General features: G+C 62.6%; 15 protein-coding genes and 1 pseudogene. 13 read left to right on the top strand and 3 right to left on the bottom strand.

From position 1 onward, the window contains the following. Positions 1–32: 32 nt before the first annotated feature. The 6 genes from tolB (at position 33) to ppk2 (ending at position 7979) form a co-directional block, all read left to right on the top strand. On the top strand, positions 33–1337 hold the full coding sequence (gene tolB / locus AC1DX6_RS29240; protein WP_477319833.1) for a Tol-Pal system beta propeller repeat protein TolB: 1305 nt from the start codon (positions 33–35) through the stop codon (positions 1335–1337). A gap of 270 nt (positions 1338–1607) precedes the next feature. Further along, positions 1608–2114 (top strand): peptidoglycan-associated lipoprotein Pal, encoded by a 507-nt coding sequence (gene pal, locus AC1DX6_RS29235; protein WP_477246126.1) that lies wholly within the window; start codon positions 1608–1610, stop codon positions 2112–2114. Between the two features lie 176 nt (positions 2115–2290). Further along, on the top strand, positions 2291–3385 hold the full coding sequence (gene ybgF / locus AC1DX6_RS29230) for a tol-pal system protein YbgF (RefSeq protein WP_477319831.1): 1095 nt from the start codon (positions 2291–2293) through the stop codon (positions 3383–3385). A 57-nt stretch (positions 3386–3442) separates the two neighbouring features. Then, positions 3443–4810, top strand: coding sequence for a tRNA lysidine(34) synthetase TilS (gene tilS / locus AC1DX6_RS29225; RefSeq protein ID WP_477319978.1), 1368 nt, complete (start codon positions 3443–3445; stop codon positions 4808–4810). 123 nt (positions 4811–4933) lie between these two features. Continuing rightward, the gene (gene ftsH / locus AC1DX6_RS29220; protein WP_477246130.1) at positions 4934–6862 is read left to right on the top strand and encodes an ATP-dependent zinc metalloprotease FtsH; all 1929 of its coding nucleotides are present in this window, start codon (positions 4934–4936) and stop codon (positions 6860–6862) included. A 184-nt stretch (positions 6863–7046) separates the two neighbouring features. Then, positions 7047–7979 carry a polyphosphate kinase 2 gene (gene ppk2 / locus AC1DX6_RS29215; protein WP_477319829.1) on the top strand — a complete coding sequence of 311 codons (933 nt, stop codon included), beginning with the start codon at positions 7047–7049 and terminating at the stop codon, positions 7977–7979. A 54-nt stretch (positions 7980–8033) separates the two neighbouring features. Here the strand turns inward: ppk2 and AC1DX6_RS29210 are convergent, their stop codons facing one another. Together AC1DX6_RS29210 and AC1DX6_RS29205 are read right to left on the bottom strand one after the other, a co-directional pair. Continuing rightward, the gene (locus AC1DX6_RS29210) at positions 8034–8486 is read right to left on the bottom strand and encodes a hypothetical protein (RefSeq protein WP_477319976.1); all 453 of its coding nucleotides are present in this window, start codon (positions 8484–8486) and stop codon (positions 8034–8036) included. A gap of 242 nt (positions 8487–8728) precedes the next feature. Continuing rightward, complete coding sequence (locus tag AC1DX6_RS29205; RefSeq protein WP_477319827.1) at positions 8729–9736, bottom strand: hypothetical protein; 1008 nt, start codon at positions 9734–9736, stop codon at positions 8729–8731. Between the two features lie 367 nt (positions 9737–10103). Here AC1DX6_RS29205 and glmM point away from each other — a divergent pair, with 367 nt between their 5' ends. From glmM to serA, 5 genes are all read left to right on the top strand, one after another. After that, positions 10104–11456 (top strand): phosphoglucosamine mutase, encoded by a 1353-nt coding sequence (glmM, locus tag AC1DX6_RS29200; protein ID WP_477270667.1) that lies wholly within the window; start codon positions 10104–10106, stop codon positions 11454–11456. A gap of 253 nt (positions 11457–11709) precedes the next feature. Further along, positions 11710–12561 (top strand): outer membrane protein, encoded by an 852-nt coding sequence (locus tag AC1DX6_RS29195; RefSeq protein WP_477319825.1) that lies wholly within the window; start codon positions 11710–11712, stop codon positions 12559–12561. 190 nt (positions 12562–12751) lie between these two features. After that, on the top strand, positions 12752–13624 hold the full coding sequence (locus AC1DX6_RS29190) for an outer membrane protein (protein ID WP_477319821.1): 873 nt from the start codon (positions 12752–12754) through the stop codon (positions 13622–13624). Positions 13625–13823: 199 nt separating this feature from the next. After that, positions 13824–14999: a phosphoserine transaminase gene (locus tag AC1DX6_RS29185; protein ID WP_477319819.1), complete on the top strand. Its 1176-nt coding sequence runs from the start codon at positions 13824–13826 to the stop codon at positions 14997–14999. A gap of 67 nt (positions 15000–15066) precedes the next feature. Then, the gene (gene serA, locus AC1DX6_RS29180) at positions 15067–16668 is read left to right on the top strand and encodes a phosphoglycerate dehydrogenase (protein ID WP_477319817.1); all 1602 of its coding nucleotides are present in this window, start codon (positions 15067–15069) and stop codon (positions 16666–16668) included. Between the two features lie 143 nt (positions 16669–16811). On the opposite strand, the gene AC1DX6_RS29175 is transcribed toward serA, so the two are convergent. After that, a complete protein-coding gene (locus AC1DX6_RS29175; protein WP_477319815.1) occupies positions 16812–17726 on the bottom strand; it encodes a DMT family transporter in 915 nt (304 codons plus the stop codon). Between the two features lie 215 nt (positions 17727–17941). Between AC1DX6_RS29175 and AC1DX6_RS29170 the strand changes: the two genes are divergently transcribed. Together AC1DX6_RS29170 and AC1DX6_RS29165 are read left to right on the top strand one after the other, a co-directional pair. Next, positions 17942–19240 (top strand): adenylosuccinate synthase, encoded by a 1299-nt coding sequence (locus AC1DX6_RS29170; protein ID WP_477319813.1) that lies wholly within the window; start codon positions 17942–17944, stop codon positions 19238–19240. A gap of 75 nt (positions 19241–19315) precedes the next feature. After that, positions 19316–20310, top strand: a pseudogene (locus tag AC1DX6_RS29165) (hypothetical protein); the annotation flags it as partial.

The raw sequence follows: 20310 nt of genomic DNA, 5'->3' as shown, positions 1-20310 counted from the left end.
TCCCCAGAATCAGTTAAGAGAAGCGAGAAGACATGAAATTCATCCTCAAGCCACTCCTGATGATCACAGCGATGGCGCTGGGCATGACCGCGAGCGCCATATTGCCGGCGTGGGCGCTGGTCGAGATCAACGTCAACAAGGGCAATGTCGAGCCGCTGCCGATCGCCGTTACCGATTTTCAAGGTGAGCTTGGCGCGCAGATCTCCGATATCGTCAGCGCCGATCTGAAACGCTCCGGCTTGTTCGCGCCGATCGACAAAAGCGCCTTCATCGAGAAGATCGCCAATCCGGATGCTGCCCCCCGCTTCGAAGACTGGAAGGTGATCAATGCGCAGGCTCTGGTCACAGGTAGCGTCAGCAAGGAGGCGGACGGCCGCATCCGCGCCCAGTATCGGCTATGGGATACCTTTGCCGGCCAGCAGATGTCGGGCGAGCAGTTCTTCGCCAACGATGCCAATCAGCGCCGCGTCGCCCACATCATCGCCGATGCCATCTATGAGCGGCTGACCGGCGAGAAGGGCTACTTCGACACCCGCGTCGTCTTCATCGACGAATCGGGCGCCAAGAACGCCCGCAAGAAGCGCCTCGCCATCATGGACCAGGACGGCGCCAATGTTCGCTATCTCTCCGACGGCAAGTCGATCGTGCTGACGCCGCGTTTCTCGCCGAACCGGCAGGAAATCACCTATATGTCCTATGAAAGCGGCCAGCCGCGGGTCTATCTCTTGCAGATCGAGACCGGGCAGCGCGAACTGGTCGGCAATTTCCCCGGCATGACCTTTGCGCCGCGCTTCTCGCCCGACGGCCAGAAGGTGATCATGAGCCTGCTGCGCGACGACGGCAATTCCAACATTTTCGCCATGGATCTGAGAAGCCGCTCGACGACGCGGCTGACCAATTCGACCGCCATCGACACCTCGCCATCCTATTCGCCGGACGGCAGCCAGGTGGTGTTCACCTCCGACCGCGGTGGCCGCGCGCAGATCTATGTGATGGGCGCCGATGGCTCGGGCCAGAACCGCATCTCCTTCGGCGACGGCGTCTACTCGACACCGGTATGGTCGCCGCGCGGCGACCTCATCGCCTTCACCAAGCAAACCGGCGGCGAATTCCAGATCGGCGTCATGAAGACCGATGGTTCGGGCGAGCGCATCCTGTCTTCTGGCTTCCAGCAGGAGGGTCCGACCTGGGCACCCAACGGCCGGGTGCTGATGTTCTTCCGCGACTCTGCCGGCGGCCCGAAACTCGTTTCTGTCGATCTCACCGGCCGCAACGAACAGTCGATCCCGACCGCGAACTTCGCTTCCGACCCGGCTTGGTCGCCCTTGCTCGAATAAACCATGTTGGGTTTTTCGGTCGAGCCTCCGCTCGCTTCGTTGCAACTTGGCAACAGTACCTTAAAAGCCCCGTTTCGGGGCTTTTTTCACGTCAAAGTCGCGTTTTGGCCGCATTTCCGCCTACGGTCCGCGCACATTGTGGCCTTCGGTCAAAGCGACTGCGGACGGCAGCCGAAACCAAATCTTAACCGTGTTTGTTGAATGCCGGTTAACCCAAACGTGGTTACTGGGTGATCAATGAAATCACTCGAAATACGAAGGAGAGGCGGCATGGGCCGTATCGCAGCACTTACCAGAAACCCGGTCATGATCGCACTCGTCGCGATGCTCGCCATTACCGGTTGCGCCTCGAAGAAGACGCCGAACAGCGCCGCCGATCTCGGCCTCAACGGCGCCGGCGCGGCAACGCCCGGCTCGGCGCAGGACTTCACCGTCAACATTGGCGACCGCATCTTCTTCGACACCGACTCGACCGCGATCCGCGCCGACGCGCAGACGACGCTTGCCCGCCAGGCGCAGTGGCTGAACCAGTACAAGCAGTATGCCATCGTCATCGAAGGCCATGCCGACGAGCGCGGCACGCGTGAATACAATCTGGCTCTCGGCGCCCGCCGCGCCGCCGCCACCCGCGACTTCCTGGTGGCAAAGGGTGTTTCGGCCCAGCGCCTGAAGACGATTTCCTACGGCAAGGAACGTCCGGTCGCGGTTTGCGACGACATCTCCTGCTGGTCGCAGAACCGCCGCGCCGTCACCACGCTCAGCGGCGCCGGCTCCTGATCGGCAAAAATACAACACATCCATGCGAAAGGCGGCCAAATGGCCGCCTTTTTCATATCTGGACCAGCGAAACAAAATTTGGCCGAAGTCTCACGTCCTGCTAAGAGCCGAGGGTGCCTGACCGGTCCACCCTGACCGGAAAGGCGCATACCAACGATTTTCACGGCGAGAGGCACATGCATTTCAGAACGGTCTTGAGCGGCACCCTTGCGCTGCTGCTCGTATCAAGCGTCGCCGCTCCGGCAAGCGGCATCGGGCAACCGGCGGAAAGCGGGTTTTCCTTCCATCTGCCCAACCTCGGCATTTTCGGCGAAAAGAAGAAGCCGGAACAGCTGCAGGTCGCGCAGCAGTCCGACGGCACCACCGCCACGGCGCTCGAGGAACAGCTGCGGCAGATGAACGGCAAGATCGAGGAGCTCAACTTCCAGGTGCTGCAGATGCAGGAGCAGATCCGCAAGCAGCAGGAAGACAACGAGTTCCGCTTCCAGCAGCTGGAAGGCGGCTCGCAAGGCGCGCAGCAGCCTCCGGCACAGAAGAAGTCGGACGCCACCACCAACACCGACGACAGCGTCGCCGAGGCGCCGGCAACGCCAGCGCCGGCCGATGCCGGCACGGCGCCTGGCGGTGATCAAGCCGCAGGGGGCCAGAGTGTCCAGGATGTCATTATCGAATCGCCGACCGGCGATCCCGGCACCACCGTGACGGGCACGCCGCCGAAGACGTTCGGCACCATCACCGTCGACAAGAACGGCAATGTGATCGATGCCAACGGCAACACGCAGGCGACGGCGCCGGCGGAGACCGCCGCTCCCGCGACAACGGCCCCGGCCGCTAGCGCCAAGGCCGGCAAGTCGGATGGCACGGTCGTTGCGGCGCTGCCCTCCACAAAGGACCCGGAAGAGCTTTATCGCAATTCCTACCAGTTCATCCTGTCGGGCGACTACAGCACCGCCGAGGAAGGGTTTCGCGATCATATTTCCCGCTTCCCCAAGGACGCCAAGGCGGCGGACGCGCATTACTGGCTGGGTGAATCGCTGCTCGGCCAGCAAAAGTACCACGATGCGGCCGAGGTTTTCCTTGCCGCCAGCAAGGACTACCCGAAGGCCAAGAAGGCACCTGATATGCTGTTGAAGCTCGGCGTGTCGCTGGTTGGCCTCAAGCAGAAGGATGTTGCCTGCGCCACCTTCAGCGAGATCGGCAAGCGCTATCCAGACATTTCCGGTGCGCTCAAGGAACGCGTCAAGCAGGAGAAGGCGCTCGCAGCTTGCTAGTCTTTCCCTTGCATGTCGTTGTCCCAAAACCGGGACCACTTTTGGGCGCCATGCATGATGCTCGATACCGAGCCTGACCTTTCGGATTTTTCGCAGATCGACTTTACCAACGGCGCTGTTGCGGCCGTGTCCGGCGGCAGCGACTCGACCGCCCTTCTCCTCCTCCTCAAAAACCATCTCGACCGTACCGCACCGGCAACCAAGCTGCTGGCGGTGACGATCGACCACGATTTGCGGCCGGGTTCGGCAGCAGAGGCGCAAGCCGTGGCCGGGCTCTGTGCGGGGCGCGGCATTGCACATCGCACTCTGCTCTGGTCCGGGCCAAAGCCGTCGACCGGCCTGCCCGCCGCCGCGCGCGAGGCGCGCTACCGGTTGCTGGCGCAGGCCGCACAAGCCGCTGATATCGGCCTGATCCTTACTGGCCACACCGCAGACGACCAGGCCGAGACGGTGCAGATGCGACACGCGCGGGATGACGGCCGCGGGCTTGCCGAAACGGCAGGCCGCGGCCTGGCGGGCATGGCGCCGGCAACCCTCTACGATTGGCGCATCTGGATCGTGCGGCCGTTGCTCGGCATGCGGCGGACCCTGCTGCGTGACGCCCTGCGGCGCGAACATGTCGGCTGGATCGAAGACCCGACCAACACTGACGTGCATTTCGAACGCCCGCGTATCCGCGCCGCACTCGCTGGCGACGGTGGGCAGCGTTTTGCGGCAGCGATCGTCTTGGCCAAGCAGGCTGCCACCGAGCGCGAACAGCTCGGCCATCGCGCGGCCGGGCTGATCCGTGCCTTGGCCAGCCAACCAGCCCCCGGTCTCATCCGTCTTGATCCCGGCTTTGCTGCATCCGGCGACGACCAGGCTGCAATCTACGCCTTGCGCATCCTGCTGGCCGCCTGTGGCGGCGTCTCCTTTCTGCCGGACCAGGCCCGCAGCGAAGCGCTGTTCGACAGCCTAAGGGCCGGACCGCTTTGCGCCACATTGTCGCGGACGGTGGTCGACGCAAGGCGGGCCGGCATCTTCCTGCACCGTGAAACCCGCGATCTGCCGTCAGCAGGACCGGTGCCGGACACTGCCCTTTGGGACAGCCGCCGGTGGATCACATCGAACGACAAGTCCGATGCATTGTTGATCGCGCCGTTGGGAGCGGCTGCTGCCGCCAGGCGCACTCTTGCCGAAGACGGCACGCCACCGAGCCTTGTCCGCGCCGCGCTTGCCGCCGAGCCAGCGCTGTGGCGCGACGGCGAATGCCTTGGCTTGGCGCAGCACAGCCCGGTGCTGCCGGCGATCGCGGCACATCCGGTCGTTGCGCCCTTTGCCCGCTTCCTGCCATCCTTCGATCTGGCACCGGCCGACGCTGTCGCCGGGCTGATCGGCGCGCCGCCTGTTCCGGCCCCGCCTTTCCACGGCCACACTGCCGGTTGATCATGGGCGAAAGCTTAACCCAGACGTGCTGTTATGCTTGGCAAGGGGAAGCGCTCTCCCTATGTTAGGCCCAAGTTTCCTCTCATGACGTGTGTCCGCCAGCGGACGCCAACGGGACAATTGATGAATCCGAATTATCGCAATCTCGCGCTCTGGGCGATCATAGCGGTCCTGCTCATCGCACTCTTCAATCTGTTCCAGACGCCGCAGACGCGTGGAGCCTCGAGCGACGTCCCCTATTCGCAGTTCCTGCAGGAAGTTTCGGCCGGCCGGGTCAAGACGGTGACGATCGCCGGCGCTCGTATCTCCGGCACCTACACCGACAGCGCAAGTGGCTTCCAGACCTACTCGCCCGGCGATCCGCAGCTGGTGTCGAGGCTGCAGGAGAAGAACGTGACCATCAATGCCCGTCCTGAATCCGACGGTTCGAACACGCTGTTCGGTACCCTGATCGGCTGGCTGCCGATGCTCCTCATCCTCGGCGTCTGGATATTCTTCATGCGCCAGATGCAGTCCGGCTCCGGTCGTGCCATGGGCTTCGGCAAGTCGAAGGCCAAGCTTCTGACCGAGGCGCATGGCCGCGTCACCTTCCAGGACGTCGCGGGTGTCGACGAAGCCAAGGAAGATCTGGAAGAGATCGTCGAGTTCCTGCGCGACCCGCAGAAGTTCCAGCGTCTCGGCGGCAAGATCCCGCGCGGCGTGCTTCTGGTCGGCCCTCCGGGAACCGGCAAGACGCTTCTCGCGCGCTCCGTCGCCGGCGAAGCCAACGTGCCGTTCTTCACCATCTCGGGTTCTGACTTCGTCGAGATGTTCGTCGGTGTCGGCGCATCCCGCGTCCGCGACATGTTCGACCAGGCCAAGAAGAACGCACCCTGCATCATCTTCATCGACGAAATCGACGCAGTCGGTCGCCATCGCGGCGCCGGTCTTGGCGGCGGCAACGACGAGCGCGAGCAGACGCTGAACCAGTTGCTGGTCGAGATGGACGGCTTCGAGTCCAACGAAAGCATCATCCTGATCGCCGCCACCAACCGGCCCGACGTGCTTGACCCGGCGCTGTTGCGTCCGGGCCGTTTCGACCGCCAGGTGGTGGTGCCGAACCCCGACATCGTCGGCCGCGAGAAGATCCTCAAGGTGCATGTGCGCAACGTGCCGCTGGCGCCCAATGTCGACCTCAAAGTGATCGCACGCGGCACGCCGGGATTTTCCGGCGCCGACCTGATGAACCTCGTCAACGAATCCGCCCTGATGGCGGCGCGCCGCAACAAGCGTCTCGTCACCATGGCCGAATTCGAGGACGCCAAGGACAAGATCATGATGGGCGCCGAGCGTCGCTCGTCTGCGATGACGCAGGCCGAGAAGGAGCTGACCGCCTATCACGAGGCCGGCCACGCCATTCTGGCGCTCAACGTGCCGTCGGCCGATCCGCTGCACAAGGCGACGATCATCCCGCGCGGCCGGGCACTTGGTATGGTCATGCAGTTGCCGGAAGGCGACCGCTACTCGATGAGCTACAAATACATGATCTCGCGTCTCGCCATCATGATGGGCGGCCGCGTTGCCGAGGAGTTCAAGTTCGGCAAGGAGAACATCACTTCGGGCGCCTCCTCTGATATCGAGCAGGCGACCAAGCTGGCGCGCGCCATGGTCACGCGCTGGGGTTTCTCCGACAAGCTCGGCCACGTCGCCTATGGCGACAACCAGGAAGAGGTGTTCCTCGGCCATTCGGTGGCGCGCACGCAAAACGTTTCGGAAGAGACGGCGCAGATCATCGACGCCGAAGTGCGCCGGCTTATCGACGAGGCCTATGTCTCGGCCAAGTCCATCCTGACCAAGAAGAAGAAGGAATGGATTGCGCTGGCGCAAGGCCTGCTCGAATACGAGACGCTGTCGGGCGAGGAGATCAAGCAGTTGATCGCCGGCCACAAGCCAGCCCGCGACCTTGGCGACGACACGCCGCCGAGCCGTGGCTCGGCCGTGCCGAAGTCCGGTGGCCGCCGCAAGAAAGGCCCGGAGCCGGAAGGCGGCATGGAGCCTCAGCCATCAAGCTGAGGTCCGGACAGGACAGGTTTTGTAAAACGCCGCGGCTCAAACCGCGGCGTTTTCGTTTCCGGCTGGCCATTTCCGTCAGGGCAGGCGTTGCACTCCATTGGCTTGACTCCCCTCACAGTCGGTATTGAATCGATTAGCCGGCTGCCGTCGGATCAACCGGCGTGGCTGCGTGGGAGGTGTGATCATGGGCAAGAGGGACAAGCAGGCCAGAAATGCGCCGGTCGGAGGCGATATTCATCTCGACGCCGTTGAAGGCGCGGCAAAGGAAGCAGCCTGGAAATTGCCGAACGGCGATGCCGGCGGGGGCAAGAAAAAGAAGAAGAAAAAGGCCAAGCAGGCCAAGGCCAAAAAGCCCTACCGTTATGTCGACGAACTGGTCCGGCTGCAGTTCGAACTGATCAAGCTGCAGGATTGGGTGCAAAAGGAAGGATTGAAGGTCGTCGTGATCTTCGAAGGCCGCGACGCGGCCGGTAAGGGCGGTGTCATCAAGCGCATCACCGAAAGCCTCAATCCGCGCGTCTGCCGAGTCGTTGCACTGGGCACGCCGACCGAGCGCGAACGCAGCCAGTGGTATTTCCAGCGCTATGTCCAGCACCTGCCCGGCAAGGGCGAGATCGTCCTGTTCGACCGCTCCTGGTATAACCGCGCCGGGGTCGAGCGCGTCATGGGCTTCTGCACCGACGAAGAGTATGGCGAATTCCTGCGCTCGTGCCCGCTGTTCGAGGAGATGCTGATCAAGTCCGGCATCATCCTGGTCAAATACTGGTTCTCGGTTGGCGACGACGAACAGGAACGCCGGTTCAAGGAGCGTATCGACAATCCGATCAAGCGCTGGAAGCTATCACCCATGGACCTGAAGTCGCGCGAACACTGGGTCGAGTATTCCCGGGCCAAGGACATGATGCAGAAATTCACCGACACCGATCAGTCGCCGTGGAACATTGTCGATGCCGACAACAAGAAGAAGGCGCGGCTCAATTGCATCAGCCATCTGCTGACGCGGATCCCGTACAAGGAAATCCGTCCGGCGAAGATAAGGCTCAGCCCGCGTCAGAAGGACGACGGCTATGTCCGTCCGCCCAAGACCAGCCAGCACTGGGTGCCGACTGTCTACTGATTGCCGTGCTCAAATGAAAACCCCGCGGACCTGACAGGCCCGCGGGGTCCTGTATCAGCTCTTCAGCTTGGCGTTGCAGAGACTGTAATAGCCGCCGCCCTTCTGGATCCAGCGAAGGCCGTTCAACGTACCTGCATCCTTGTTGCCGTGGTAACCCTGCAGGCAGGTCTTCATCCGCGCCTTCGCGGGCTTTTCGGTCTTGAACTCGGAGGCGAGGGTGGTCGGGAATGTCACGCCCGCCGGCGCTACAGCGGGGGCGACCGCCGCGCTGGTTTCCTTCGTCGGCTGCGGCTCGGTTTTGACCGTATCCGCGCTGGCACTCTCCGCAGCTGACGTCGCGCACTTCTCCGTGCGGAAAGCGGTCCAATCCATGCCGTTCAGAGTGCCGCCTTCCTTGGCTGTGCGATAGGCCTCGCCGCATTCCTTCATCGTCAGTGCGCTTGCAGGGGCGACGCTCCAAGCAACCCATGCCGTCACAGCCAATGCCGCCAATTTCAATCTGGACATAAGACCCTCCTGGTTGACAAGAAGTTCGATGTCCTTTTGTATACTGTTTGTTCTGTATATGTTCAATTGGAATCTTTGCAAACCACCGATAAGTCTGGCGGTGGGCAGTGTGGGCGAACAGATGACGCCGACAGCTTCCGCGATATGTAGACGCGAGCAAAGCCGGGCGTCTTCGAGCGCAACAAAATGGCCCGCGCATGTTGCGATGCGCGGGCCTTTGTCTGGAGAATATGGCTACGCGATCAGCTCTTCAGCTTGGCGTTGCAGAGACTGTAGAAGCCGCCGCCCTTCTGGATCCAGCGCAGGCCATTCAGCGTGTTGGCATCCTTGTTGGCGTAGTAGAGCTCGAGGCAGGTGTGCATGCGGCCCTTGGCCGGGGTCTCGCTGGTGTATTTCTTCGAGATCGCCGTCGGGAACTTCACACCTTTGGGAGCGGTGACCGAGGGCTTCTCGGGCTCGCTGGTATAGGTCGCCTCGCTCGGAGCCGGCACGGTGTCGTCGTCATCTGCGCCGGCGCCGCATTCGGCCTTGCGGAAGTCGTTCCACTTCTTGCCGCCCAGCGTGTTGGCGGTCTTGGCCGCCTGATACTTGGCGCTGCATTCGGCCATCGTCAGGCCTTTGCCGGCGTCGGCTGCCTTAGTCGTTGCTTTCACGGGTTCAGCCGTGGCCGACGCGCCGGCGGCGCATTCGGTCTTGCGGAAGTCGTTCCACTTCACGCCGCCCAGCGTGCCGGCGGCCTTGGCCGCCTGATACTTGGCGCTGCACTCTTTCGTCGTCAGGCCCTTTGCCTCGTCGGCAGACGCGGCAGCCGCCTTGGTCGCTTTGGTTGTCGCCTTGGCTGGTTCTGCGGCAGCGGACGCGCCAGCGGCGCATTCGGTCTTGCGGAAGTCGTTCCACTTCACGCCATTCAGCGTGCCGGCGGCTTTTGCGGCCTGGTATTTGGTGCTGCATTCCTTCGCCGTCAGGCCCGGCGCCGCGTCGGTGGTGGCTGCCTTGGTGTCGGGCTTGGCCGCGTCGGTGGCCTTTGCCGTCTTCTTGGCTGGCTTGGTATCGGTGGTGGTGGCGCTGGCGTCGGTGCCGCATTCAGCCTTGCGGAACTGGTTCCAGGTTGCCCCGTTCAGTGTGCCGGCATCCTTGGCGGTGTTGTACTTGGTGCTACACTCGGCCATGGTCAGCGCATTGGCTGGCGCTGCCAGAAACAAGGTCACGACGGCAAGGCCCGTCAAAGTGGTTAGTCGGTGGATGAGCATAGCGTTTCTCCGTTGCTGCAGCCCATAATATGTCCCTTGCAGATCAGTAGCTCTCAACGATCGGTTGCGCCAGATGCAACTGGTGTGGATGCAGCCAGAAACTGCACTCCTCCCGATAAGGTGATGAAATTGTTGTGTCCTGCGCCGTCGGCGCAAGGTGTTCCGGGGGAATCTACAGCGGCCGGCACGCCGTGGCCGGGTGTATTGCCGAAACCCCGTGTTGCCATGGTAAGCTGTCGAATCATTTTAACAGCCGACACAATGCTTTTCTAAGGAATCGTAATATATAATCATACAATGTGATGATCGGATGCGGCCCAATTGTGGCACTAGGGGCGGCTGAAAAACCGACGGGGATCTGGCAAACATGGCAGGGCGTTATTTCGGCACGGACGGCATTCGCGGGCGCGCCAACAAGTTTCCGATGACGGCGGAGATCGCCATGCGGGTCGGCATGGCCGCTGGCCTGTCGTTTCAGCGTGGCAGCCATCGCCACCGCGTCGTGCTTGGCAAGGACACAAGACTTTCCGGCTACATGATCGAGAACGCGATGGTGTCGGGCCTGTGCGCCGCCGGCATGGACGTATTCCTGCTTGGCCCCATTCCGACGCCTGCAGTCGCCATGCTGGTGCGGTCGCTGCGCGCCGACATCGGCGTGATGATCTCGGCCTCGCACAATCCCTATTACGACAACGGCATCAAACTGTTCGGTCCCGATGGCTACAAGCTCTCCGACGAGATCGAAGAGCGGATCGAGGGAATGCTTGACAAGGATATCGAACTGGCGCTCGCCGATTCGGACGGGCTTGGCCGCGCCAAGCGTGTCGATGGCGTGCATGACCGCTATATCGAATTCGCCAAGCGCACCTTGCCGCGCTCGATGTCACTTTCGGGCCTCAGGATCGTTGTCGATTGCGCTAACGGCGCCGCCTACAAGGTGGCGCCCGAGGCGCTGTGGGAATTGGGCGCCGAGGTCGTCGCCATCAATGTCGAGCCCAACGGCTTCAACATCAACAAGGAATGCGGCTCGACCCATCCGGCCGGGCTGCAGAAGAAGGTGCATGAGGTGCGTGCCGATATCGGCATCGCGCTCGACGGCGATGCCGACCGCGTCGTCATCGTCGACGAAAACGGCGCCATCGTCGATGGCGACCAGATCATGGCGCTGATCGCCGAGTCCTGGCACCAGAGCGGCAGGCTGGCCGGCGGTGGCGTCGTCTCCACGGTGATGTCCAATCTCGGCCTCGAACGCTTCCTCGGCGGCATGAACCTGCAACTGCACCGCACCAAGGTCGGCGACCGCTATGTCGTTGAACATATGCGCGCGCACGGGCTGAATGTCGGCGGCGAACAGTCGGGCCACATCGTGCTCTCCGATTTCTCGACCACCGGCGATGGCCTGGTCTCGGCGCTGCAGGTGCTGGCCTGCATCAAGCGCCAGAACCGGCCGGTCAGCGAACTGTCGAAGAAGTTCGAGCCGGTGCCGCAGCTGCTGAAGAACGTGCATATTTCCGGCGGCAAGCCGCTTGAGGAGGCGCCGGTCAAGGCGGCAATCGAAGACGCCCGCAATCGCCTCGGCAAGGCCGGGCGCCTGGTCATCCGGCCCTCGGGCACCGAACCGCTCATCCGCGTCATGGCCGAAGGTGACGATCCGCAACTGGTCGAGGCCGTCGTCAACGATATCGTCGAGGTCATTTCGGAAACACGCAGCGCCGCCTGATCCCGGCGCGTCCACGGACGCGCAGCGCCGTCGGTTCGAGACGTTGCAAAGCCCGCCTTCAGGCGGGCTTTTTTTGTCGAGTCGAGGCAATTCCCCGCCCCGGACAGGCAGCGTCTTCCCGCTAAAATTGTATAGATTCGTAGTTAACCGACACGGTTAAACGCGTTTTAACCTTTGCAATTCATTATCCACAACTGAGGTCAATCACATTCGGGCGGGTTCGATGGTCCGAGAGTTCTCAGGGGTGACAAGCATGTTCAATACAGCACGAAAGGCCCTCTTTGCCGCGCTGCTCGCGGGAATGGCCGGACCAGTATTCGCCGCCGATTTGGCGGAGCCGCAGGTCGAAGAAGCACCGCCGCCGGTCGCCTACGAGCAGCCGGCCGACATTGGTGGCTGGTACATTCGCGGCGACATCGACTATCACTGGTCGAAGTTCGGTGGCGGCGACTACACCACTTACAATGCAGCACCGCCACAGCTTCCCGGCAGCTTCGCCACCGGCTCGCTGAAGAGCGCCTTCTCCGCCGGTGCCGGCGTCGGTTACCAGATCAACCAGCATTTCCGCACCGACCTGACGGCCGACTGGATGTCCAGCTCGAAATTCCGTGGCTCGACCAACGGCTTCTGTAACACGCCCGCTCCCGGCACGCCTTGCGTTTCGAGCGACACCTCGTCCTATTCGGCACTGCTGCTTCTCGCCAACGCCTATGTCGATATCGGCACATGGCACGGTGTGACGCCTTATGTCGGCGCTGGCATCGGCGGTGCATGGGTCAAGTGGGACACGCTGCACAACACCGATGCAGACGGCTCCTTCGAGCATGCCGGCGGCAAGGGTTGGCGCTTCGCCTATTCCCTCATGGCCGGTGGTTCCTACTGCCTGACCGACCGGGTCAAGCTCGATCTCGGCTACCGCTTCAGCCATATCACTGGCGGCAAGATGTTCGAGTATGCCGCCGACAGCAATGTCGGCCCGGGCTACGACCGTGGCATCAACGTCCACGAAGTGCGCGGCGGTCTGCGCTACCAGTTCGGCAGATCGGATTGCGCCCCGGCGCCGGAGCCCTACGTCCCGGAGCCGCAGCCGATCTACACCAAGTAGCCGCTTCGAAATTCTCACCTTCGCGAACCGCCCGGCCCCTGCCGGGCGGTTTTCGTTTGAGCCGAAAGCCCATCGAAATCAATTTGGTAACTCTCCGTTATCCTTAACCGGCACTTAACCACTATGGTTAACAATGCTGTCAAACGGCGCTCGTGAATGCGAGTAGCGCCAACTTCGGGAGCCGGGGACCATGACCTTCAAATCGCGTATCGCATTGATGCTCGCCGCAATCGTCCTTATGCCGCTGGCGCCCGTGCAGGCCGCCGACTACGACCCGCCGATCTATGTCGACCAGGCGCCGGACTATCAACCGGTCGAGGTCGGCTCCGGATGGTATCTGCGCGGCGATCTCGGCTATTCCTTCAGCCATCCGTTCACCGACGAAACCAACGCACTTGGCGCTATCAACTTCTCCCAGAGCAGCAGCCTTTTCACCGGCAGTGTCGGCATCGGCTACCATCTCAACGACTATCTTCGGCTCGAGCTGAATGGCGGAATCCTGCCGAGCAACGAGTTCGGCGACCATGCATTGGTGCCAGCCGGGTGCGCTGGAACGACAAACTCTCTGTTCCCTGACGGGAGTGGCGGGTTCATCATCGTTCCGGTAGCGGCGACCCAGGATTGTATGGCCTCGAACTTCGCTACCAACAAGGGCTACAGTGTCATGGCCAATGGCTATTTTGACCTCGGCACCTATGTCGGCATCACTCCGTACGTCGGTGGCGGCGTCGGTCTCGCCTACAACAAGTATTTCAAGACCCAGGGCGAGCGCGATTGCGTTGAAATTGCTCCTGATCCGACATCGGGCGCTGGTGGCTTCGCGTGTAACGATCCGGCCGGATACAAGGGGTCGGAAGACTCCCAGGCCAAATTCAATCTCGCCTACTCGATCGGTGGAGGCCTTTCCTACCAGGTGTCCAAGAATCTCTCGCTCGACCTCGGCTACGAGTACTTCTCGATCCCGAGCGGCAAATATGTTGCGTATGACAGCGGTGCCTTCAACATCCACAAAGGTATCAACTATCAGACGGTCAAGCTCGGCCTGCGCTACGACCTCTGGTAGGTGCGGCGAATCCGAAGAATCAGGACGGCGGATCGGTGGATCCGCCGTTTGCTTTTTGCGGCCGGCATTTCGCCGCATGCGGCCAGTATCCTGGCCGCGACAAAAACTTTCCTCTTGACGCCTGAAGCCTGAACGAATATCGCCGTCCGTGGGCCACCCCTCCCCAACGAGGGGCCACTATCTGGAAGGATAGACCACGATGACGACGCATGCGAAGCCTGGACTCTGTCCGGCAACCCCCAATTTTTCCTCAGGTCCCTGCGCAAAACGCCCCGGCTGGTCGGTCGAGGCCTTGAGAAACGCTGCGCTCGGCCGCTCCCACCGCGCCAAGATCGGCAAGACCAAGCTCGAACAGGCGATCGAGCTGACGCGCGAAATTCTCCAGGTCCCGGTGGATTACCGCATCGGCATCGTCCCGGCGTCGGACACCGGCGCCGTCGAGATGGCGCTGTGGTCGCTGCTCGGCGAGCGCGGCGTCGACATGGTCGCCTGGGAGAGCTTTGGCTCCGGCTGGGTCACCGATGTAGTCAAGCAGCTGAAGCTCGCCGACGTGCGCAAGATCGAAGCTGGCTACGGCGAATTGCCTGACCTGGCGAAGATCGATTTCGACCGCGATGTGGTCTTCACCTGGAATGGCACCACGTCAGGCGTGCGCGTGCCGAACGGCGATTTCATCCCCGCAGATCGCCAAGGGCTGACCATCTGCGACGCCACCTCGGCGGCGTTCGCACAAAGGCTTGATTTCCAGAAGCTGGATGTCGTCACCTTCTCCTGGCAGAAGGTGCTGGGCGGCGAGGGCGCGCACGGCATGCTGATCCTGTCGCCGCGCGCCGTCGCGCGGCTGGAGAGCTACAAGCCTGCCTGGCCGCTGCCGAAAATCTTCCGCCTGACCTCGGGCGGCAAGCTGATCGAAGGCATCTTCAAGGGTGAAACCATCAACACGCCGTCGATGCTGTGCGTGGAGGATTATCTCGACGCCTTGCACTGGGCGAAGTCGATCGGCGGCCTCGAGGCGCTAGTCGCCAGAGCGGATGCCAATGCCGCCATCCTCGACGGCTTCGTCCGTAAATCGACATGGCTCGGCCATCTCGCCGTCGAGCCGGCAACGCGCTCGAACACCTCGGTCTGCCTGTCCTTCACCGACCCCGATGTTGCTGCACTCGATGCCGACGGACAGGCGGCTTTCGCCAAGGGGCTGGTGTCGGTGCTCGACAAGGAAGGCGTTGCCTATGACATCGGCGCCTATCGCGACGCACCGCCGGGCCTGCGCATCTGGTGCGGCGCAACGGTCGAGACATCCGACCTCGAAGCGCTGCTGCCCTGGCTCGACTGGGCCTTTGCCGCACAGAAGGCGTCGCTGAAAGCGGCGGCCTGAAGATTTCTGTGGCGGCCCTCGGGCCGCCCATTCCCCACGGATCAAATCCCAGTTGAAGGAGGTCGCCATGGCGCCCCGCGTTCTCGTCTCAGACAAACTCTCCACCACCGCCGTGCAGATCTTCAAAGACCGCGGCATCGAGGTCGACTACCTGCCCGATCTCGGCAAAGACAAAGAAAAACTGCTGGAAGTCATCGACCAGTATGACGGTCTCGCCATCCGCTCGGCCACCAAAGTCACCGAAAAGCTGATCAACGCCGCCACCAGGCTGAAGGTCGTGGGCCGCGCCGGCATCGGCGTCGACAATGTCGACATCCCGGCTGCGAGCCGCAGGGGCATCATCGTGATGAACACTCCCTTCGGCAATTCGATCACCACCGCCGAGCATGCGGTGGCGATGATCTTCGCGCTCGCCCGCCAGATTCCGGAAGCCAACGCCTCGACCCATGCCGGCAAATGGGAAAAGAACCGCTTCATGGGGATCGAGATCACCGGCAAGACGCTGGGTGTCATCGGTTGCGGCAATATCGGCTCGATCGTTGCTACGCGCGGCGTCGGACTGAAGATGCATGTCGTCGCCTTCGATCCGTTCCTGTCCGACAAACGCGCCGAGGAGCTTGGCGTCGACAAGGTCGAACTCGACGAGCTGCTCGCCCGCGCCGACTTCATCACCTTGCACACACCTTTGACCGACAAGACGCGCAACATCATCGACGCGGCCGCAATCGCCAAGATGAAAACAGGCGTGCGCATCATCAACTGCGCGCGTGGCGGGCTGGTCGTCGAGGCCGATCTGGTCGCGGCGCTGAAGAGCGGCAAGGTTGCCGGCGCCGGCATCGATGTGTTCGAGGTCGAACCGGCGGACCAGAATGAACTGTTCGGCATGGAAAACGTCGTGGCGACACCGCATCTCGGTGCTTCGACCGCCGAGGCGCAGGAGAATGTGGCGTTGCAGGTCGCCGAGCAGATGGCCGACTACCTGATCAAGGGCGCCGTCTCCAACGCCATCAACATGCCGTCGATCACCGCCGAGGAAGCGCCGCGGCTGAAGCCTTTCGTCAAGCTCGCCGAAGTGCTCGGCGCCTTTGTCGGCCAGGTGACCGAGGACCCGATCACGGAGGTCGAGATCCTGTTCGACGGCTCGACCGCGACGATGAACACGCGCGCGCTGATCAGCGCCACGCTTGCCGGCCTGATCCGGCCGCAGGTCTCCGACGTCAACATGGTGTCGGCGCCGATCATGGTGAAGGAGCGCGGCATCATCGTTGCCGAGGTCAAGCGCGACAAGTCGGGCGTGTTCGACGGTTACATCAAGCTGACGGTCAAGACCGAGCACAAGACGCGTTCGATCGCCGGCACCTGCTTCTCCGACGGCAAACCGCGCTTCATCCAGATCAAGGGCATCAATCTCGACGCCGAGGTCGGCCAGCACATGCTCTACACCACCAACGCCGATGCGCCTGGCATCATCGGTCTGCTCGGCACGGTCTGTGGCGAGAACGGCGTCAACATCGCCAACTTCCAGCTCGGCCGCAACCGGCCGGGCGGCGACGCCATCGCGCTGCTCTATCTCGATGCGCCGTTCCCGGAAAAAGTGCTGGAACAGGTGCGGGCGCACAAGTCGATCGACTCGGCCAAAAGGCTGCAATTCGATGTCGGCGGCGTATAGGCCGGGCTTGCTTTAAAGCTGGAAATGGCGCGAACCCGTTCGCGCCATTTCGCTTTCTATGTCTTTGTTTGAGCGTGATCTTTGGACAAAACGGTTCCCGTTTTTGTCCGAGAAAACCGGATTCCACTTTTCGGGATCATGCTCTAGAGACCTGTTCGCACTGCCGAGCGCTTCGCCGCCTTGCGCCCGCTATGTTCGGCAAGGCCGATGCCGCCCAGCACCAGCACCAGCGCCAGCGCCTGATAGAGCTGGAATGTCTCGCCGACGATCAGCACTGAAAGCAACGTGCCGAAGATCGGCACCAGATTGATGAACAGGCCGGCGCGGTTGGCGCCGATCAGTTCGTTGCCCCTGATGTAGAAGATCTGCGAGATGATTGAGGCGCCGACCGCGGTGTAGATCGTCACCGCCCAGCCGCGCGCATCGGGAACGATGACCTTGCCGGCGGCGATTTCCCACAGGAAGAAGGGCAGCGCTGTGATGAGCGCAGCGACCGACAGTGCCAGCATCAGGCTCTGCCAGCGCATGACCGGTTTCAATCGCAATCCGACCGAGTAGCCGCTGTAGAGTACAACCGCGACCAGCATGATCGCATCGCCAAAGTTGAGCTCCAGCGTCAGCAGTCGCCGCGGATCGCCGTGGCAAGCGGTCAGGATCACGCCGGCGATGGTCAGCACGACGCCGACAATCTGGGCCCAGTTCACGCGCAAGCGGAAGAAGAGGAAATTGGCAACGATAATCAGGATCGGCATCGCCGCCTGCTCGATCGAGACATTGATCGCCGTCGTGTAGTTGAGCGCGGTGTAAAAGATGGTGTTGAAGAAGGTGAAGCCGCTGGCGCCAAGTGCCGCCAGCACGAGCCAGTGCTTGCGCACGATCGGCCAATCCTCACGCAGCGTGCGCCAACCGATCGGCAGCATAATGAGAACCGCCAGCACCCAGCGCAGAAAGACAAGCATCATCGGCGAGATGTGACCGACCGCCAGCTTGCCGGCCACCGAGTTGCCGCCCCACAGCAAGGTGGTGAACAGCAGGAACAGATAGGCGTTTCGATGCATGGCGAAATCCAGCCGGAGGAAGGCATGGCGAGGGTCACTGCCGACCTATTGCGGCTGCTCGGCCAAGTAAATGATGCGGATAGCGAAAATTGTTGTGCCTCAGGGCGTTTTCGGCTGCAAAGAATGGTCGCGCCCGCCGGGTCTTGACGTTATAGAGGCCTGTCGTTTCGAACCGTCTTCAAGCCGCAATGGCGGCATCTCAAGGGAAAAGAAACATGGCCAATGTGGTGGTCGTCGGCTCGCAGTGGGGCGACGAGGGCAAGGGCAAGATCGTCGACTGGCTTTCGGAACGCGCAGACGTTGTCGTGCGCTTTCAGGGCGGCCACAATGCCGGCCATACGCTGGTCGTCGACGGCAAGGTCTACAAACTGTCGCTGCTGCCGTCCGGCGTGGTGCGACCAGGCAAGCTGTCGATCATCGGCAATGGTGTGGTCTTCGATCCGCACGCTTTCGTCGCGGAAGTGGCGAAACTGAAGGCGCAGGGCGTTGAGGTGACACCAGACCGCCTGAAAATAGCCGAAAACACCGCGCTTATCCTGTCACTGCACCGGGAGCTGGACGGATTCCGAGAGGACGCCGCCTCCAATTCCGGGACGAAGATTGGCACGACCCGTCGCGGCATCGGCCCCGCCTATGAAGACAAGGTGGGCCGGCGCGCGGTTCGGGTGATGGATTTGGCGGATTTGGAAACGCTGCCCTTGAAGGTCGACAGGCTGCTGACGCACCACAATGCGCTGCGCCGCGGGCTCGGCCATGCCGAAGTCACGCATGACGCCATCCTGGGTGAACTGACCTCGGTTGCCGATCAGATCCTGCCCTATATGGACCGTGTCTGGAAAATCCTCGACGACAAGCGCCGCGCGGGCGAGCGTATCCTGTTCGAGGGTGCGCAAGGCACGCTGCTCGACATCGACCATGGCACCTATCCGTTCGTCACCTCTTCGAACACTGTCGCCGGCCAGGCTTCTGCCGGTTCCGGCGTCGGTCCGGGCGCCATCGGCTATGTGCTCGGCATCACCAAGGCCTATACGACGCGCGTCGGCGAAGGTCCGTTCCCGACCGAACAGAAGAACGAGATCGGCGAATTCCTCGGCACGCGCGGTCATGAGTTCGGCGTCGTCACCGGCCGCAAGCGCCGCTGCGGCTGGTTCGACGCGGTGCTGGTGCGCCAGGCCGTCGCCGTCAACGGAATCAAGGGCATCGCCCTGACCAAGCTCGACGTGCTCGACGGCCTCGATGAAATCAAGGTCTGCACCGGCTACCGGCTCGACGGCGAGATGATCGACTATCTGCCGGCCAGCCAAGGCGCGCAGGCCCGGGTCGAACCGGTCTACGAGACGCTGGAGGGCTGGAAAGGCACCACCGCCGGCGCCAGAAGCTGGAACGATCTACCGGCCCAGGCGGTCAAATATGTCCGTTACATCGAGGAGCTGATCGGCGCGCCGGTCGCACTCCTTTCCACGAGCCCGGAACGGGACGACACAATACTTGTGACCGACCCGTTTCAAGACTAGTTTCTCAGCCTTTCCGGGGCATCGCGGCCGATTTGCGGGGGCCGGCCCAGGAACAAAATGCAGGTCGACTGAAGCATGGCAGATTTTGTTGCTGTTCTGAAAAAGACGCTCGACAATCTCGGCGAAACAACGCCGGAGGTGCGTGCCAGGGTCTATGACAAGGCCCGCTCGACCATCGCGGCCAAGCTCGCGGCCATCACGCCGCCGCCGCCGTCGTCGGTCGCCGACCGGCAAAAGCGCGCGCTGGAAGATGCCATATCGAGCGTCGAGCGGGACTACGCCAAAACCGTGCCGGCGTCCGATCCGCTGGCGGAACTGGAACACATCTTCTCCTCGATCGACCGCAACAAGAACCAGCCCAGCCACACCAGGCAGCCAGCGAAGACCGAGCCGGCCTGGCAGCCGGCGGCACCAGCTGCCAAGGCTGAGCCGAGTTGGCAGAAGGCGACTCCGGCTGCCAAGCCGGAGCCGAGCTGGCAGAAAGCGCCGCCGGCTCCGTCGCCTTTCGATCCCGCCGACAACCGTCTTCCGGACTTCGACGCGGTGTCGAACGACAAGGGCGATGTCTTTGCCAATGACGAGGAACCGGCTGAGAATACCTTCCAGCGGCTGCGTCCGGCCGAGCGCAAGCGCAGCTATGGCGGGTTGATTGCCGCCGCCGTCGCGCTGCTGGTGATCGCCGGTGGCGGCTATGGCATCTGGCTGAACAAGGATGCGTTCGGCAAGATGTTCAGCGGCAAGGGCACTGAAGTCGCCAAGGTCGAACCGGCAAAGCCGGCTCCGGCCAAGCCAGCGACCACCGATGCCGCGGCACCGGCTGCGGCAGACGCCGAGGGAACGAAGTTTACACAGCGCCTGACGCCCGAGGGCGGCGAGGTCGACCCCGGTCCGGCGGCAGGGCAAAGCGGCATTGGCGAAGGCGAATCCGTCGCCGCGCTGACCACGCCTCCTCCCCCGGCGCCTGCGCCGGCGACGCCCGCTGCGCCCGCCGGCGATGCGGCAGCCACGGCTGCGCCAACCGCAACGCCGCCCGCCGATGCGGCTGCGCCGGCGACGCCGCCCGCCGAGGG

The organism is Mesorhizobium sp. P2_C4 (genome assembly GCF_056404575.1).
Note: the sequence above shows the minus strand (reverse complement) of the source record. Positions and strands in the feature narration are given on the sequence as shown.